The organism is Streptacidiphilus sp. EB103A (genome assembly GCF_041261405.1).
Lineage (GTDB): Bacteria > Actinomycetota > Actinomycetes > Streptomycetales > Streptomycetaceae > Streptacidiphilus.
This window is the reverse complement of record NZ_JBGCAQ010000016.1, coordinates 30,739-47,685: the sequence shown is the minus strand read 5'-3', so window position 1 is coordinate 47,685 and position 16,947 is coordinate 30,739. Positions and strand designations below refer to the sequence as shown.

At 70.5% G+C, this 16,947-nt stretch carries 18 protein-coding genes; 6 read left to right on the top strand and 12 right to left on the bottom strand.

Annotated elements, in window-relative coordinates; genetic code table 11:
* Positions 1 to 122: 122 nt before the first annotated feature.
* From ABH941_RS25735 to ABH941_RS25715, 5 genes are all read left to right on the top strand, one after another.
* Entirely contained in the window at positions 123 to 530 is a 408-nt protein-coding gene (locus ABH941_RS25735; RefSeq protein WP_370131855.1) for an STAS domain-containing protein, read from the top strand.
* A complete protein-coding gene (locus tag ABH941_RS25730; RefSeq protein ID WP_370131854.1) occupies positions 527 to 1,006 on the top strand; it encodes an ATP-binding protein in 480 nt (159 codons plus the stop codon). Before ABH941_RS25735 ends, ABH941_RS25730 begins: the two co-directional genes overlap by 4 nt.
* A 91-nt stretch (positions 1,007 to 1,097) precedes the next feature.
* Positions 1,098 to 1,478, top strand: coding sequence for a hypothetical protein (locus ABH941_RS25725; protein WP_370131853.1), 381 nt, complete (start codon positions 1,098 to 1,100; stop codon positions 1,476 to 1,478).
* 105 nt (positions 1,479 to 1,583) lie between these two features.
* Positions 1,584 to 3,062, top strand: coding sequence for an MFS transporter (locus ABH941_RS25720; RefSeq protein ID WP_370131852.1), 1,479 nt, complete (start codon positions 1,584 to 1,586; stop codon positions 3,060 to 3,062).
* Positions 3,063 to 3,120: 58 nt separating this feature from the next.
* Positions 3,121 to 3,750 carry a TetR/AcrR family transcriptional regulator gene (locus ABH941_RS25715; protein ID WP_370131851.1) on the top strand — a complete coding sequence of 210 codons (630 nt, stop codon included), beginning with the start codon at positions 3,121 to 3,123 and terminating at the stop codon, positions 3,748 to 3,750.
* Here the strand turns inward: ABH941_RS25715 and meaB are convergent.
* The 6 genes from meaB to ABH941_RS25685 all read right to left on the bottom strand — a co-directional run bounded on the left by meaB (position 3,722) and on the right by ABH941_RS25685 (position 11,401).
* On the bottom strand, positions 3,722 to 4,789 hold the full coding sequence (gene meaB, locus ABH941_RS25710; protein WP_370131850.1) for a methylmalonyl Co-A mutase-associated GTPase MeaB: 1,068 nt from the start codon (positions 4,787 to 4,789) through the stop codon (positions 3,722 to 3,724). The genes ABH941_RS25715 and meaB overlap by 29 nt on opposite strands.
* Positions 4,786 to 6,996 carry a methylmalonyl-CoA mutase gene (gene scpA / locus ABH941_RS25705; protein ID WP_370131849.1) on the bottom strand — a complete coding sequence of 737 codons (2,211 nt, stop codon included), beginning with the start codon at positions 6,994 to 6,996 and terminating at the stop codon, positions 4,786 to 4,788. Before scpA ends, meaB begins: the two co-directional genes overlap by 4 nt.
* Positions 6,993 to 8,840, bottom strand: coding sequence for a methylmalonyl-CoA mutase family protein (locus ABH941_RS25700; RefSeq protein ID WP_370131848.1), 1,848 nt, complete (start codon positions 8,838 to 8,840; stop codon positions 6,993 to 6,995). The genes scpA and ABH941_RS25700 overlap by 4 nt, the downstream gene beginning before the upstream one ends.
* A 111-nt stretch (positions 8,841 to 8,951) precedes the next feature.
* Positions 8,952 to 9,182 carry a hypothetical protein gene (locus ABH941_RS25695; RefSeq protein ID WP_370131847.1) on the bottom strand — a complete coding sequence of 77 codons (231 nt, stop codon included), beginning with the start codon at positions 9,180 to 9,182 and terminating at the stop codon, positions 8,952 to 8,954.
* A gap of 369 nt (positions 9,183 to 9,551) precedes the next feature.
* Positions 9,552 to 10,397 carry an ABC transporter permease gene (locus ABH941_RS25690; protein WP_370131846.1) on the bottom strand — a complete coding sequence of 282 codons (846 nt, stop codon included), beginning with the start codon at positions 10,395 to 10,397 and terminating at the stop codon, positions 9,552 to 9,554.
* A complete protein-coding gene (locus ABH941_RS25685; protein WP_370131844.1) occupies positions 10,397 to 11,401 on the bottom strand; it encodes an ATP-binding cassette domain-containing protein in 1,005 nt (334 codons plus the stop codon). The genes ABH941_RS25690 and ABH941_RS25685 overlap by 1 nt, the downstream gene beginning before the upstream one ends.
* A 100-nt stretch (positions 11,402 to 11,501) precedes the next feature.
* On the opposite strand from ABH941_RS25685, the gene ABH941_RS25680 reads away from it, so the two are divergent.
* Positions 11,502 to 12,245 carry a TetR/AcrR family transcriptional regulator gene (locus ABH941_RS25680; RefSeq protein ID WP_370131843.1) on the top strand — a complete coding sequence of 248 codons (744 nt, stop codon included), beginning with the start codon at positions 11,502 to 11,504 and terminating at the stop codon, positions 12,243 to 12,245.
* A 128-nt stretch (positions 12,246 to 12,373) separates the two neighbouring features.
* Here ABH941_RS25680 and ABH941_RS25675 read toward each other — a convergent pair whose 3' ends face one another.
* The 6 genes from ABH941_RS25675 to ABH941_RS25650 form a co-directional block, all read right to left on the bottom strand.
* The gene (locus tag ABH941_RS25675; RefSeq protein ID WP_370131842.1) at positions 12,374 to 13,126 is read right to left on the bottom strand and encodes a hypothetical protein; all 753 of its coding nucleotides are present in this window, start codon (positions 13,124 to 13,126) and stop codon (positions 12,374 to 12,376) included.
* A 131-nt stretch (positions 13,127 to 13,257) separates the two neighbouring features.
* Complete coding sequence (locus tag ABH941_RS25670) at positions 13,258 to 13,728, bottom strand: hypothetical protein (protein ID WP_370131841.1); 471 nt, start codon at positions 13,726 to 13,728, stop codon at positions 13,258 to 13,260.
* A 575-nt stretch (positions 13,729 to 14,303) separates the two neighbouring features.
* Positions 14,304 to 15,152, bottom strand: a complete 849-nt coding sequence (locus ABH941_RS25665) for a helix-turn-helix domain-containing protein (RefSeq protein ID WP_370131839.1) — start codon at positions 15,150 to 15,152, stop codon at positions 14,304 to 14,306.
* A gap of 15 nt (positions 15,153 to 15,167) precedes the next feature.
* A complete protein-coding gene (locus ABH941_RS25660; protein WP_370131838.1) occupies positions 15,168 to 15,692 on the bottom strand; it encodes a DUF6879 family protein in 525 nt (174 codons plus the stop codon).
* A complete protein-coding gene (locus ABH941_RS25655) occupies positions 15,664 to 15,975 on the bottom strand; it encodes a hypothetical protein (protein WP_370131837.1) in 312 nt (103 codons plus the stop codon). The genes ABH941_RS25660 and ABH941_RS25655 overlap by 29 nt, the downstream gene beginning before the upstream one ends.
* 67 nt (positions 15,976 to 16,042) lie before the next feature.
* A complete protein-coding gene (locus ABH941_RS25650; RefSeq protein ID WP_370131836.1) occupies positions 16,043 to 16,918 on the bottom strand; it encodes a LuxR C-terminal-related transcriptional regulator in 876 nt (291 codons plus the stop codon).
* Between the last annotated feature and the right edge of the window lie 29 nt (positions 16,919 to 16,947).

Sequence of the window (16,947 nt, the reverse complement as noted above, 5' to 3'; positions counted from 1 at the left end):
CATACCTGTTCGCCGCCCGGCATCGGCGAACAGCGCGGAGTCCGGTCCTGGGGACGGGCGCTGGGGCATGATGGGCAGCGACGGATCCGGGCCGACCGGCCTGCGGGCGAGGAGCGAGCTGTATGGACCAGGGAGTCGCGGAAGCGACCAACGAGGACGCCGACGGCGCGCGCTTCACCGTCTCCGTCGGCCGCGCTCCGGACGCCACGGTCCTGCGGCTGGTCGGCGAATTGGACCACGACACCGCCGAGGCGCTCAGCACCGCCTTCGGGACGGCCTTCGGCGCGAGCACGTCCCGGGTGCTGGTGGACTGCGAGGGGCTGGAGTTCTGCGACTCCACCGGCCTGAACGTGCTGCTGCGGGCCCGGTTGGCGGCAGTCGACGCCGACACCGCCGTGGAACTGACCGGCCTGCGCACGGCTGTCGCCCGGCTGTTTGAGATCACCGGCGTCGCCGAGGTGTTCCGGACCTACCCCACGCTCACCGACGCGCTCAGCCGGAGCACCGCGGCCGGGGTGGAGGACACATGACGGACGGTCGGCCAGGGCTGCCCTCGGGCGGGCAGACCCGGCGGCTGGCGCTCTCCGGTGGCAAGGGCCTGATCGGGCGCTGCCGCGACTTCACCCGCGCCGCTCTGACGGACTGGCAGTGGATCCCCGCCGACCCCGCCGACGCATCGACGGAGGCGGGCCAGGAGCAGCTGCTCGTGGTCGAGGACGTCCTCCTACTGGTGTCGGAGCTGGTCACCAACGCCTGCCTGCACGCCGGCGGCCCCGAGGAGCTGACCCTGCACTGCACCGACGAGCGGCTGCGGGTCGAGGTCGCCGACCCCAGCCCGACCGCGCCGTCCCCGCGCCGGGCCCGCCCCGCGCTCCCCGGCGGCCATGGTCTGCACGTGGTGGAGCGGCTCAGCCGCGACTGGGGTTCGTCCTCGCGGGGCTCCGGCAAGACGGTCTGGCTGGAGGTCGCCTCCCCGCTGCGGGCATCGGTCGCCAGCGAGGACTGACGGCGGGTCAGAGCAGCCCGTCACGGTCCGGGGACTGTCCGGTCGTTCAGGACTCACGCATTCATCGCGGTCCTGCGGTCAGACGACACTCATGACCGATCCCAGCGCACCCGTCGGAATCCCCGAGTACATCGGCACCCGCCCCCGCATCGACGTCGAGCACGCCTTCGGCGACCTGGAGGCCGTCGCGTCCGCTCCGCAGCGGCAGACGCAGTACTCCCGAGGCGCCCTCGCCGCCTACCTCTGGGCCCTGGGCCGGGGCAGCCGCGCCCCCGTCACCGGCGCCCGGCCCGACTACGCCTTCCCTGACCTGCCCCACATCACCGCCGAGATCGACGCCTCGGTGGCGCAACTGGACGACCGGCTGCACCGGATGGCCCCGCGCGACTACCTCCAGGGCGCCCACGACGCCCTGGCCTGGCTCTGCGGACTGCGCGACGACGTCCCTTCCTCGGGCGACGGAGCCGTGTGAGCTTCGTCGCACACGACCCAACGAAACGGAACTGTCATTCCTGATGGCGTAGGGTCAGCCTCAGCGGAATGACCATTCCGTTTTGATTGGCGAATGAGGAGTTCCATGGCGTCCGAGTCCCGGCGCGCGCATCACCAGGTGACCTTCGCGGTCCTCGCGGCGGGCGTGGCCGCCTATGCCCTGCTGCAGTCGCTGGTCACCCCCGTCCTACCGACGATCCAGGCCAATCTGCACACCACCCAGTCCACCGTCACCTGGGTGCTGACGGCCTATCTGCTCTCCGCCTCGATATTCACCCCGATCATGGGCCGGCTCGGCGACATGATCGGCAAGGAACGCGTCTTCGTGGCGACGCTGATAGCCCTGTCCCTCGGATCGCTGCTGGCCGCGCTGGCGGGCAGCGTCACCGTGATGATCGTGGCCCGGGTGATCCAGGGCATCGGCGGCGGCGTGCTGCCGCTGGCCTTCGGCATCATCAGGGACGAGTTCCCGCGCGAGAAGCTCAACGGCGCCATCGGCGCGATCGCCTCGCTGAGCGCCGTCGGCGCGGGCCTGGGCATCGTGCTGGCCGGACCGATCGTGGACGCGCTGGACTACCACTGGCTGTTCTGGCTGCCGATGATCCTGACCATCGCCGCCGCCGTGGCCGCGCACTTCCTGGTGCCGGAGTCGCCGGTGCGCACCCCGGGCCGGATCAGCTGGGCGCCCGCGCTGCTGCTCTCCGCCTGGCTGGTCGCCCTGCTGGTGGCCCTCAGCGAGGCGCCGACCTGGGGCTGGGGCTCCGGAAAGGTCATCGGCCTGCTGGTCGCCGCCGTGCTGCTGGCCGTCGGCTGGGTCATGGTCGAACTCCGCGCGGCCACCCCGCTGATCGACATGAACATGATGCGCCGCAAGGCCGTGTGGACCAACAACCTGGTCGCGCTGCTGATCGGCGTCGGCATGTACGCGGTGTTCGCGTTCCTGCCCGAGTTCGTGCAGACGCCCAGGGCCGCCGGGTACGGATTCGGCGCGAGCATCACCCAGTCAGGGCTGATCCTGCTGCCGTCCACGGTCACCATGTTCCTGGTCGGCATGGCGGCCGGCCGCCTGGCCGGCCGTGTCGGCGCCAAGGTCGTGGTGCTGCTCGGCTGCCTGGTCGGGGTCGTGCCGATGCTGCTGCTGGCCTTCGCACACACCCACACCTGGGAGCTCTACCTGGCGACCGGGATCATGGGTGTCGGCTTCGGCCTGGCCTTCGCGGCCATGTCCGGCCTGATCGTCTCCGCCGTCCCGCCGGAGCAGACCGGCGTGGCCAGCGGAATGAACGCCAACATCCGCACCATCGGCGGATCGATCGGCGCCGCGCTGATGGCCAGCGTCGTCACCGCCAACGCGCAGCCGAGCGGGCTGCCCCGGGAGGCCGGCTACACCCACGGTTTCGCCATGCTGGCCGGCGCCATGCTCATCGCCGCGCTCGCGGCCCTGGTGATCCCGGCCTCCCGCGCCGGGCGCACCGCGGCCGCCGGACTGCCCGCGGACGAGCCCGCCCATCCGGAGCTCGGCGTCGTCGCCGGCGGCACGCTGATCGGCGACAAGCCGGAGTAGCAGCCCGGGTCCCTAAACTGCACTCCAGCAGCACCCCACGACCAGGAGGACGGATCCGATGGACCAGCCGGACGGGCGACCCATGCGACGCGACGCCGCCCGCAACCACCGGCTGGTCCTGGACGCCGCCCTCGCCGTCGTCTCCGAGCACGGCACCGAGGCCAGCATGGAGCTGATCGCCTCCCGCGCGGGGGTCGGCGTAGGCACGGTCTACCGCCGCTTCCCCAACAAGGAGGCGCTGATCGACGCCCTGGTGGTGACCCTGCTGGAACAGCTCATCCACGCCGCCGAGCAGGAGCTGGCCCGGGACGAGGGCAGCGGTCTGGAGACCTTCCTGCGGATCCTCGGCAACCACTTCACCCGGCACCGCGGCTACATCGACAAACTGGTCCGCCACACCAGGGCGGAGTGCGCCGAACATCTGCGGGACCTGATCGGCGAGTTGCTGGCACAGGCGCAGCGGCACGGCCGGATCCGCCCGGAGATCACCCTCGGCGACATCCAGGCCACCATCTGGGGGGTGCGCGGCGTGGTCGAGTCCGCCGGGGCGGTCGCCCCGGACGCCTGGGAGCGCCACCTCGACATCCATCTCGCCGGGCTGCGCGCCCCCGAGCCGCCCAGCACCCGGCCCTCCGTCAGCCGGGCCGACCTGGCCCGGATCAGCAGTGGGGTCCCCCTCCGTCCCTGAACCCGCCGTCCCTCGGCTCACTGCCTCTCGGCTCACTGCCCCTGAACGCGGCCAGGATCTGCTCCGCCGCCAGCGTCGCCGTCAGCCTGCCGTCCCGCACCCGCTGTTCCAGACCCGGCGTCAGTTCCCGTACCGCGGCGTCCTCGCGCAGCTGGGTCAGCAGCTGGTCGCGGACCATCGCCCAGACCCACTCCACCTGCTGCTCGCTGCGCCGCGCGGCCAGCGACCCGGTACTGTCCAGGATCCGGCGGTGCTGCTCGACCCGCTCCCAGAGCTCGTCCAGCTCCAGGCCCTCGCGGCCGCTGCAGGTCAGCACCGGCGTGGTCCAGGCCGCGTCGGGGGACCGCATCAGCCGCAGCGCGCCGGCCAGCTCGCGGGCGGCCGAGCGGGCGGCGACGATGTGCTCGCCGTCGGCCTTGTTGACGGCGACCAGGTCCGCCAGCTCCAGCACGCCCTTCTTGATGCCCTGCAGCTGGTCGCCGGTCCTGGCGAGGGTGAGCAGGACGAAGGTGTCGACCATGTTGGCGACGGTGGTCTCCGACTGCCCCACCCCGACGGTCTCCACCAGCACCACGTCGTAGCCGGCCGCCTCCATCACCACCATGCTCTCCCGGGTCGCCCGGGCCACCCCGCCCAGGGTGCCTGAGGTCGGCGAGGGGCGTACGAAGGCGTTCGGGTCGACGGCCAGCCGCTCCATCCGGGTCTTGTCGCCCAGGATCGAGCCGCCGGTGCGGGTCGAGGACGGGTCGACGGCGAGCACCGCGACCCGGTGGCCCCGGCCGGTGAGCAGGGTGCCCAGCGCGTCGATGAAGGTCGACTTGCCGACGCCGGGGACGCCGGTGATGCCCACCCGGACCGCCTTGCCGGAGTGCGGCAGCAGCTCCACCAGCAGCCGCTGCGCCGCCTCCCGGTGGTCGGCTCGGGTGGACTCGACCAGGGTGACCGCCCGGGCGATCCAGGCCCGCGAGCCGGCCAGCACTCCGGCCGTGTAGGCCCCGACGTCGACCGGGCGGCGCCCCGGGATGTGCCGATCCGTCACGTCAGCTCGTGGCCGAGCGATTCGGCCAGCGTCCTGAGCAGGTCGATGGCCGCCTCCGGGATCACCGTGCCGGGCGGGAACACCGCCGCGGCGCCGGCCGCGTAGAGGGCGTCGAAGTCCCGCGGGGGGATCACCCCGCCGACCACGATGGTGATGTCCTCGCGTCCGGCCTCGGCCAGCGCAGCGCGCAGCGCGGGCACCAGGGTGAGGTGCCCCGCTGCCAGCGAGGAGACGCCGACCACGTGCACATCCGCCTCCACCGCCTGCCGGGCCACCTCCTCGGGCGTCTGGAACAGCGCGCCGACGTCCACGTCGAAGCCCAGGTCGGCGAAGGCCGTGGCGATCACCTTCTGGCCCCGGTCGTGGCCGTCCTGGCCCATCTTGGCGACCAGGATGCGCGGCCGGCGGCCCTCGGCCTCCTGGAACGCGCGCACCAGCGCACGGCTCTGCTCCACGGCCCCGGTCGCTCCTGCCTCCTCGCGGTACACACCGGTGATGGTACGTATCTGGCCGGCGTGGCGTCCGTAGACCGCCTCCAGCGCGTCGGAGATCTCCCCGACCGTGGCCATCGCCCGGGCCGCGTCCACGGCCAGCGCCAGCAGGTTGCCGTCCAGGGTGCCGTCGTGGCGGGCCCCGGCCCGGGCCGACTCGGTCAGCGCCCCCAGCGCCGCCTGGCATGCCTGCTCGTCGCGCTCGGCGCGCAGCCGGCGCAGCTTCTCGATCTGCTGGGTCCGGACCGAGGAGTTGTCGACGGCTCGCACGTCGATCTTCTCGTCGGTGGCGACCCGGTACTTGTTGACCCCGATCACCGGCTGCCGGCCGGAGTCGATGCGGGCCTGGGTGCGGGCCGCGGCCTCCTCGATGCGCAGCTTGGGGATGCCCGCGTCGATGGCCTTGGCCATGCCGCCGGCCGCCTCGACCTCCTGGATGTGCTGCCAGGCCCGCTCGGCCAGGTCCTGGGTCAGCTTCTCGACGTAGGCACTGCCGCCCCAGGGGTCGATCACCCGGCAGGTGCCGGACTCCTGCTGGAGCATCAGCTGGGTGTTGCGGGCGATCCGCGCGGAGAAGTCGGTGGGCAGCGCCAGCGCCTCGTCCAGGGCGTTGGTGTGCAGCGACTGGGTGTGGCCCTGGGTGGCGGCCATCGCCTCCACACAGGTCCTGGTGACGTTGTTGAAGACGTCCTGCGCGGTCAGCGACCAGCCCGAGGTCTGCGAATGGGTGCGCAGCGAGAGCGACTTGGGGTTCTTGGGGTCGAACTGCTGGACCAGCTTGGCCCAGAGCAGCCGGGCGGCGCGCAGCTTGGCGATCTCCATGAAGAAGTTCATGCCGATGGCCCAGAAGAACGACAGCCGCGGCGCGAAGGAGTCCACGTCCATGCCGGCCGCGAGCCCGGCGCGCAGGTACTCGACCCCGTCGGCCAGGGTGTAGGCCAGCTCCAGGTCGGCCGTGGCCCCGGCCTCCTGGATGTGGTAGCCGGAGATGGAGATGGAGTTGTAGCGCGGCATCTTCTGCGAGGTGTAGGCGAAGATGTCGGAGATGATCCGCATCGAGGGCTGCGGCGGGTAGATGTAGGTGTTGCGGACCATGAACTCCTTGAGGATGTCGTTCTGGATGGTCCCCGCCAGCTTCTCGGGCGGCACCCCCTGCTCCTCGGCCGCCACGATGTACAGCGCCAGCACCGGCAGCACCGCGCCGTTCATGGTCATCGAGACCGACATCTTGTCCAGCGGAATCCCGTCGAACAGCTGGCGCATGTCGTAGATGGAGTCGATGGCCACCCCGGCCATGCCGACGTCACCGGTCACCCGGGGGTGGTCGCTGTCGTAGCCGCGGTGGGTGGGCAGGTCGAAGGCGACGGACAGGCCCTTCTGACCGGCCGCCAGATTGCGCCGGTAGAAGGCGTTGGATTCCTCGGCGGTGGAGAACCCGGCGTACTGACGGATCGTCCAGGGCTGGTTGACGTACATGGTGGGGTACGGGCCGCGCAGGAACGGCGCGATGCCCGGGTAGGTGCCCAGGAAATCCACCCCGGCCAGGTCCGCACCGGTGTAGAGCGGCTTGACGGCGATGCCCTCCGGGGTCTCCCAGACCAGCTCATCCACATCCTTGCCGGCCGCCTGCTCCCAGGCCACGCGCCAGTCCGCCTCGGTGGCGGCCGGGAGCGACTGCTCGCCGTCGAGCGGCACACCGGTGAAGTCGGGGATCATCGCACCGCTCCGATCAGGTCCAGGGTCGAAGTAAGGACGGCAACCGCGTCGCAGCCGGTGAACACATACTCGTCCACCCCACTGACAGTCCCGGGCCTGCCCGCGAGCAGCACCCGCTCGGCGCCCGCCTGCCGCAGCTCCGCCACCGCCTGCTCGCCCTGCTCGGCGTAGAGCCGGTCGCTGGAGCACAGCACCGCCACGGTCGCACCGGCGGCCCGGAAGGCCTCCGCGCCCTCGCCTGACACCGTCTCGATGCCGCCCGCCTGGAACAGGTTGGCGGCGAAGGAGGACCGGCCTGTGTGCACGGCCACCGGGCCGAGCGTGGCCAGGAATACCCGGGGCCGGGCCCCGGTCGCGGCCAGCTGCTCGTCCGAGCGCGACCGCAGCGCCTCGAACGCCTGCGCGCTGCGTACCCTGGGCAGACCGCCGCCCGGCTGCTCCGGCGCGGGCTCGCGCCGCACCGCGGGTTCGGCCAGGTTGGGGAACTCGCTGACCCCGGTCACCGGCTCGCGCCGGTGCGCCAGCTCCTCGCTGCGGGCCGCCCAGGTCCGCGCGATCCGCTCCCCCACCAGCCCGGACGACAGTGCGGCGGCCTGGCCGCCGGCCCGCTCGATCTCCTGGAACCAGGCCCAGGCCGCCCGCGCCAGCTCGTCGGTCAGGCTCTCCACGTACCAGGAGCCACCGGCCGGGTCGATCACCCGGGCCAGATGCGACTCCTCCACCAGGATCGCCTGGGTGTTGCGGGCGATCCGGCGGGCGAAGGCGTCCGGCAGGCCCAGCGCGCTGTCGAAGGGCTGCACGGTCACCGCGTCCGCTCCGCCGACCCCGGCGGCCAGACAGGCGACGGTGCCCCGCAGCATGTTCACCCAGGGATCGCGCTCGGTGGCCATCACCGACGAGGTGACCGCGTGCTGGCGCTGCGCCGCCCCCTCCCCGGTGACGCCGCTGACCTCGGCGACCCGGGACCAGAGCCGACGGGCGGCCCGGAGCTTGGCGATGGTGGTGAACTGGTCGGCGGTGGCGGCGTAGCGGAACTCCAGCTGCGCGGCCGCCTGACCAGTGGTCAGCCCGGCTGCCGTCAGCGCCCGCAGATAGGCCACCCCGGTGGCCAGCGAGCAGCCCAGCTCCTCGGCGGTCGAAGCGCCGGCGTCGTGGTAGGCGAGGGCGTCGACGGTCAGCGCGCGCAGACCGGGGTGGTCCCGGACACAGCGCACCGCCAGCGCGGCCGCCTCCTCGGTCGCGGCGACCCGCTGGTCGCCGGTGCGGGCCAGCAGCCCCAGCGGGTCGGCGCCCAGACTGCCCCAGGGGGCGTCCGCGGGAATGCCGCGCTCCTGGTACACCCGAAAGAGTTGTTCCGCGGCGGCGGTCGTCTCACTGCCCGCGTCCAGGACCACGCCCGCGAGGTCGAGGTAGACCCCCTCCAGCGCGGTCGCCAGCCCGGCCACCGGCAGCCCGGCCGCGCCGACCGTGAGCCACAGCGAGCCCACGCCGTTCTCCAGGTCGGCGAGCACCGCCTCGTTGGCCAGACGCGGGTCCGGCTGCGCGTGCCGCTGCCGTACCTCCCACCCCCCGGCCACCGACCCCTGCGCCCGTCCGCCGCGCACAAAGGGCGCGAATCCGGGATAACCACTGCTGCTCGCGGCGGGGGCGTCGGCGGAGGTGTAGAGCGGCCGGACCGTGATGCCGTCCTGGAGCTGGGTGCTGAGCCTGTCCTCGGCCTGCACGCCCGAGACATCCTCCGCACCCGACTTGCGGAGGACGCCTTCGACGAGACGCTGCCAATGCTCCCGGCTCGCTTCCGGGAACTCGGCGGCCAGGGAGAGCCCTTGGGGCGAGACCGTCATGCTCGTAGGTTAGAGGTGGCCAACTGCTGATTGCAGATCAGCCAACTGTGACCTTGACCTCTTGCACTCCCGGCACTACGGAGTGCCACCGAACCCCAACGCCGACCCCGGCTACCGGGGCCATTCCCTCGGACGGTCGGTCCAGAACACCTGCTCGGGATCGTCGAGATCGATGTCGGGAAAGACCTGCCGTACCCTCAGCTCGAACTCGTCCTCCGCGAGTGGTTCCCAACCGATGCCCTTGAACCTGACAAGCCGAAAACGGGTGTCGGCGTGATAGCCGGCCACCTCGATCAAGTGGTGCTCCGACGGTGACGAGAGGGGTGCGGTGTCGTCGCTCATACCCCCAGCGTGCCCCTCCCGCGCCGCTTCAGGCACCCGGTGTGGGCCGGTCGGGCGTGTCATGTTCTTCGCCGTGCCGGCTCGCCCCGCTCGCCGGCCCCTACCACCGCGAGTAGCGGGGACTCGGAGTGGAAGCCCAGCAGGGCCTGGGCCACGGCCAGCAGACAATCTCGGGATCGCTCAGCAACGGGAGTCTTCCCACGCTTCGAGTTCCCCTGATCTCGTCGTCGTGACGTTAAGCGCAGTCACGAGGGTGTCCAGATCAGCGTGCACGTGGCCTCCGTCGTCGTTGCTCAGCAGCGCGGATGCTGGACATCCTCGTCACGTTCGCGCAGGCGAACGCAGGGATAGCAGGGGGCCAAGGGTCGTTTAGCGGCGGTGGGTGGTGAACCTGCGTACTGCGAGTGGGACGAATACGGCCAGGAGCAGTGTGGACCAGCCCAGTGTTGCGAGGACCGGGTGGTGCAGTGGCCACGGTGTGCCGTCGGTGACCTGCTGCGGGTTGCCGAACAGGTCGCGGGTTGCGGCGGCCACGGCGCTGATCGGGTTCCATTCGGCAATGACGCGCAGCCAGTCCGGCAGGCCGTCGGTGGGGACGAAGACGTTGGTCACCATGCCGATTGGGAACACGAGGACGGACAGTTGTCCGGCGATGTCCTCCTTGCCGACCAGGAGGCCCAGGTAGATGCCAGTCCAGTTCATGACGAAGCGAAAGAGCAGCAGCAGTGCGAGTGCGGCGAGTGCGCGGGCGGGGCCGTCATGGGTGCGCCAGCCGGTGGTGAGGCCGACGCCGACCATCATTGCCAGGACGACCGCGCTGACCATCAGGTCAGCGAGGGTCTGGCCGAACAGGGCTGCGGGGCGGGAGATGGGCATGGAGCGCAGCCGGTCGGTGACACCGCGTCCGATGTCGCGGGCGGCGCCGACCATGCTGGGCATGACGCCGTTCACGGCGACCAGGACGAACAGTCCGGGCATCAGGTACTCGCGGTAGCTGCCGCCGCCGGGCACCTGCATGGCGCTGCCGAAGATGTAGCCGAACACGACCAGCATCGCCAGCGGTGCCGCGAGCGAGGCGGCGATCAGGCCGGGTGAGTGGCGGTAGTAGAGCAGGACGCGCAGGGTGAGTGTTCCGGTGTCGGAAAGAGCATGGCGGACGCGGCCCGGCCGCGCGGCCGGGCCGACGCGCGCGGGGGCAGCGGTGGTGGTGGTCATCAGGCTGTCCTCTCCAGGACGTTGTCGTCCTGCGTGTGTGTGTTCTGACCGGTCAGGGTGAGGAAGACATCGTCCAGGGAGGGGCGGCCGAGGGCTGCGTCGAGGGCGGACACTCCAGCGGTGTCGAGTTCACGGATCAGCTGGGGCAGGGTGATCTTGCGGCCCGGGTCGGTCACTGCGGCGATTCGGCGGTCGGCGTGGTCGCTGATCGGCTCGCCGCCGGTGAGCGCGGCGAGGACGGTCGCCGCGGCGGCCAGCTGGGCGGCGTCCTCCAGGGTTACCTCGACCCTGGTACCGATCATGGACTTGAGCTGCTCGGGCGGCCCGGAGGCGATGAGGCGGCCGTGGTCGACGACGGCGATGTCGTCGGCGAGCCGGTCGGCCTCGTCGAGGTACTGGGTGGTGAGCAGCACGGTGGTGCCGCTGGCCGAGAGTTCCCTGATGGTGGTCCAGATGGCGTTGCGGCTGCGCGGGTCCAGGCCGGTGGTGGGTTCGTCCAGGAACAGCACGGCGGGCTGGGTGACCAGGCTGGCGATCAGGTCCAGGCGTCGGCGCATGCCGCCGGAGTAGGTGCGCACCAGCCGGTCGGCGGCCTCGGTGAGCCCGAAGCGCTCCAGCAGTTCGTCGGCCCGGTGCCGGGCTCCGCGGGCACCGAGGTGGTGCAGTCGGCCGACGAGGTGGAGGTTGTCCCGGCCGGTGATGCCCTCCTCGACGGCGGCGTGCTGCCCGGCCAGGCCGATGCTGCGGCGCACCTGGTCGGCTTGGTGGACGACGTCGAACCCGGCGACGCGGACGCGTCCCGCATCGGGCGCGGCGAGCGTGGCCAGGATGCGCACGGCGGTGGTCTTGCCCGCGCCGTTGGGCCCGAGGAGTCCGCAGACCGTTCCTGCGGGGACAGTCAGGTCCAGCCCGCGCAGGGCGTGGGTCTTGCCGAAGCGCTTGTAGAGGCCCTCGACGGCGATGGCCGGGCCGTCGCGTGAGGTGTCGTACACGGGCAGGCTCATGGAGACCTTTCTAAGTACGGTGTACGTAGAGGTGCGATGTGGTCAGACTACTACTACGTACGGCGTACGTGTCTAGACTTGCGATTCGAGGTGATCAGCAATGCCGTCCAGCCGACCCGCACCCACCAACCCCGTACCCGCGAAGGGTGCCCCGGGGATGATCTGGCTGCGCCCCGAACGCAGCGGCCGGGGCCCGGAACCGGCGCACAGCCGCGCCGCGATCGCCTCAGCGGCGATCGCCCTCGCAGACGCGGAAGGCCTGGACGCGGTCTCCATGCGCAAGGTCGCCACCGCACTGGGCGCGGGGACGATGTCGCTCTACAACTACGTGCCCAAGAAGGAGCACCTGTTCGACCTCATGCTCGATGCATCAGCCGGCGAGTTCACACTCCCCGACGCTCCGTCAGGCGACCCGCGTACCGACCTCACCGCGCTGGCCAGCGAGATGCTGGCCGCTATGCGACGGCACCCCTGGTTGCCCGGGCTGTGCATCACCCGGCCCTCGATGGGGCCCAACTCCCTGCGCTGCACCGAGTTCTTCCTCGCCGCCCTGTCCGACTCCGCTTGGGACGGCGGCACCAAGATGGAGATGTTCGCCCAGCTCAACGGCTTCGTCTGCCAGTACGCGCAATGGGAGCACACCGCGGCCGGCGGCGCGAGCACTCAGTGGCAGACCGACATGGTCACCTACCTGACCGGCGTCATCACCACCGGTCACTACCCCCACCTGGCTGCCGCGCTCGCCGCCGGCAGCGACGGGCCACCGCCCGACGCCGACACCGTCTTCGCCCGCTCCCTCGACCGCCTGCTCTCGATGATCGTCACACCACCGACAGCCCTGTGAGCCAACTGGCCAGGACACGGCCGGAACTGGACGTGAAACGGACGGACGGGGCTGCGAACTCTACTGTCGTTACTGACCCACGGTCCTGGTCGACGCCCTTTGCAGCGCGCAACTTCGGAGGCGCATTCTCAACCTCGAAGACGCGTTGTGAGTGCCCAGCGCTCTGCCGCCTCAGTGAGCTTGACTCGCTGCGGTAGCGGGGCCTCACGAGTGCGCGCTGTCCAGAATGCGTGCACCGTCCGGGCGAAGATGCCCAGCCGTTCCGCGTCCGCGTCCCGGTATGCCGGGACCTGCCGGGCAACGTAATCCGCCTGCTCCGGCGTGTGACCCGCCGCGATCATTCGGGGCACCCACAGCGCCGTGTCCGCCCAAGCCGGCCCCGGGCAGGACAGTGCCCAGTCCAGCAGCCGAACCCCGGAGCCCGTGACGAGGAGGTTGAACTCCCCGGCATCCGTGTGGGAGAGCGACGCACCGTCAAGCGCCCCTTCCCCGCCAGCTGGGATGAAGCCCGCCAGCCGGTCACTCAGTGGCTTCTTGCTGATCTCCACGGGCCAGTGCAGCTCGGCCACGGTTGACAGCGCCTTGACGACCGGCAGCAGGTCCGGGGAGCCGGGGGCGAAGCTCGGATGCCTGCCGACCAGCGCACCGTATCCGTAGAGCAGCCAACCCCCGCCTTCGGCCTGCCAGAGCAGCGGCGGCGCGACAGGTGCGGCCTCGGTTACCCGTGCCTCATGGCGGTAGGTCCAGGCAAGCGGGCTGTCGGACGGGGTCGCCTTGACGAAAACGAGACCAGTCCGAGTATCCAACATGCTCGCGAAAGCGGCCATGACCCCGTTTTCGGCGCTCCGGGCGCTGAGCACCGGACCGGTGTGTTCCTGCACTGCCTCCCGTGCCTTGTCGGGGAGCTGGGCCCAGTCCGTTCGCTGCGACAACACAGATGCGTTCCTTTGCCTGCACGGGACGGGCGGCACTCCCTCACGGAAGCACCGGCCAGACTGACGGTCAGCCCGTTCTACTTCCCGGTGAACGGACTGTCAGAGCAGTTGGCGTGGCACTGCGAGCACTGCGCCAGTTCGATCTCCGGCCAGAAGTCGGGTTCGAGCACGAATCCCAACTCCGCGATGGCGTCGATGGCACGAGCGCGCAGCACCTTGCCGCCGCCGTGCTCCTCCGGGTTGAGGTAGCCCGGCTTGTGGTGCACCATCTTGCCGAACATCTCCGTGCACCACGTCATGTACGCCTCGGTGTTGAGGACGAACGCGTGCCAGTAGTCGTCCACCTCCGGGGACGGGCTCAGCGGGCGCTCCGCCGTCGCGCAGACCGTGAGGAACGCAGCCATCTGGCCCACGCCCAACTCTGCGTGCTCCTCGGTCACCTGTGGGAACTGCGCCCGCATGGTGGTGATGATCAGGCTCCGGATCTCCGGCCGGATCAGGGTGCGCGGGTCGATGCCCGCCGACAGGGGCGTTGCGGTCTCACTCATGGTGCGAACCTCCTTGCGTGGAAGTGGTCGGACCGTGCAGGCCCGCCCCGGAAAAGAGCGGGCTGAGCGGCGTCAGGGGTGCTCACCAGGCCGGCCCCAGACTCCGGATACTCGCGGCGTTCCGTTCGGCGACGCGGGCAGACAGGGCCTCACTATCGGTAGCCGGGCGCACATGGGCGGGCATGGCCTGCCATTCAAGGGCGCCGACAGGTGTCCGCAAGTGCAGGCGACCGTCAACAATGGCCCTCACGAGGGCTGTTCGGTTGTCGCGGGTGTCCACGACGTACGAACCGACGGATAGATCCTCGTGTGTGCTCACCCGTTCACCGCCTGCGGCAGCTGCAAAGGGTGCTTGACCATGGAAACAGGCTGAATCCGAACGATGCCGCAGCAGCTCCAGCACCGCCCGTCACGCACGCTCACGCACTCATCTGTCCGACGACATGCTGAGCATGTGCTTGGCCTTGCCGTGTAGAACCACATACGCCCCGCTCCCCGCCTCTTACGTCTCCGTTCAAGACGCTAGGGATTGGCGGTACGGCAGCGCGAGGAAGTTCCACGGAATTCCACGCGAATCACTCGATAGCGTCGATGGCGCTCGTGATAAGAGCCCGGGCCCCTGCGCCGTAGACGGCCATCTCCGCAAGCTCGGTGTGTGCCCTCACGTACTGCGCCACCTCCCCCGGTGCGGTCACCGTGATTCCGGCCGTGAGTAGTTCCACATGGACACGCTGATCGTCAAAGATGTTGAACGCCTCCAACGGCCACATGTCGCGCGATCGTCGGAATGGGACCACCCCCAGGGAGACCGCCGGGAACGACATCAGAGCGAGCAGGTAGCCGAGTTGGCCGGCCATGGCCTCCGCGTCTCCGACCTGGTACCGAAGGACGGATTCCTCCACCAGCACCGAGAATCGGTGATTTCCCTCGCGAACGACATGGGAACGGGTGAGCCTCGCGGCAACGGCCTCCGCCACGTCGTCGGGCGTCTCGTGGAACCGTGTGATCGAGCTGAGCAGCGCCGTGGCGTACGCATCCGTCTGGAACAGCCCGGGAACGACGTTGGAGCAGTACACCCGAAACAGCCGTGTGCGCTCGTACAGGGGGACTCGTGACTCCTGCAGCCGTCGTAGCCCGGTCCGCTGGACCCGCCGCCACTCCAGGTACATCGAATCAGCGGCGCGGGAAGCGGCGACCAAGTCGGACACCTGGTCGTCGGCGCCGCAGATGCGACACCATTCCCGGATATCCGCATCCGACGGCGGAGTCGTGCCGTTCGTCAGGCGGGACACTTTGGACGGGTACCAGCCCGCCTGTTCGGCAAGCTCCCGCCCGGACAGTCCGGCGTCCTGGCGGATCTCGCGAAGGCGCGCAGCAAGCGCGTCTCGGGCGGCCTGGACACTGGGCGACGGGGAACGAGTCATGTGACTAGGGCGCTGTCAGATCCGGAAGTTCTCGTGCGGGGTAGCCCTCTCCCAGACCGCCTCGAAGGCGTCAGCGCACCGCTTCACCACCGCCGGATCATCGCTCACCGCGTTTGCCAGGAAAGCACCGTCACCTGAGAACAGGCCGAAGCGCACCACGCTGTCGTCGAAAATCCACAGATCATTGCCCGGCAGCAGCAGGTCGGACGCTCGGCGACGTGGAAGCCACCGGACCACCTCCCCGGCCGCGATGTTCTGGAATGTGCACGAGTGCTCGTAGCGGATGTAGTCCGAGACCGGCTCGGACACCACACGGGCGCGACGGAACTCCACGCCGCGCGCCACGGCTTCGGAGACAAGCGTCAGGAATGGGTTCCACCATGCCGCGCGGTCGGCCGGGTCGTGGCGATGCCCAGCCTTCCACGCGGCGAAGTCCTGATCCTCTTCGGCCACGCCGTAGATGTCGCGCATCTCCAGGTGCACGGCGGAGTGCTGACACTTCGCCAGCATCTCAGCGAACGGCGGAACCTTCTGCGACATTGCATGCCTCCCTGATGGCGGCCACCATCCGGGCAGGCAACCGCACAACCGCTTCCGTCTCCGGGATCGGGCCGGAGGTCAGGCACTCCGACTGCGTCACCTCGTCGGCCTTCCAGCCCTGGACAACCAGGTCCTGCGTCTCCGGGTCTACCCATACCGTCGGGCAGTTCTCCCCGTTGGTGTTCGGATCCTTGGCGATGAACGTTAGCGGCATGACGCCCTCCGTTGTCGGCCAGTTCTGCAGGCTTCTACGACCATCGCCCAAGCGGCGCACAACCGTCAAGACCCTTGGTTACCCAAATGTGCACATCTGATCACTCTGCGCATATGGATCCCGGGCAAGTGGATCGTCAGGGCAGGAAGCCGGCGCGGCGGGCGGCGACCACTGTTTCCATGCGGCTGTGGGTGCCGAGCTTGCGCATCGCGCTGCGCAGGTAGCTCTTGACGGTTTCCGGGAGCAGGCCGAGTCGCCGGGCCGCCTCCGCGTTGCCGCAGCCCAGGGCGACCAGGGTCAGCACGTCCAACTCGCGCGGTGAGAGCGGGCTGGCGCGGGGGCGGTCGGGGTGCGGGGCGGTCAGCCGGTCGCAGACCGATTCGAGGCGTTGGCGCAGGTCCGGGTCGGTGATGTCGCGGGCGATCGAGCGCAGTTCCGCGTGGGCCTCGCGGACCTGCTCCCACTCGGGCGCCGGGTGCGTCTCGCGGGCCGACCGCGTCGCCGTGGCCGTCTCCAGTTCGGCCAGGCGTTGCTCGACCTGGGAGCGCACGGTCAGCTCGATCCCGGTCCGGGTGGCGACCGCGACCATCGCGTCGAGCACCCGGGCGCCCAGGGTCAGTGGCTCGCGGATCCCGACGTACAGGACCCCCGCCACCGCGTCCCCGGCGACGACCGGCACTGCCGCGAGCGCGCGCAGGCCCTCGGCGGTCACCGGTTTGTCGTACTCGTGGCTGATCCGCGCATCGGCGGCGTAGTCGTGCACGCTGCCCGGTCGGGCGCTGAGCAGGACCCGGCCGCCCAGACCCGCGCCCGAGGCGATGACCAGATCGCGCAGCGCCCCCGTGCGGGTTCCGACGAACCCGGTCAGCCGCACCTGTCGGCCGCCGCGCGAGACGGCGCCGCCGAACGCGACCGGCAGGTCCGTGGCCCGGCTCAGCCGTCCCAGGGCAGCCCGCAGCAGCGCTTCGTGTTCCGGCACCGCCACTGCTGCCGGACGTCGGTCGACCGCCACGTCCTCAGCATGGCACGGGACCCGTGGCC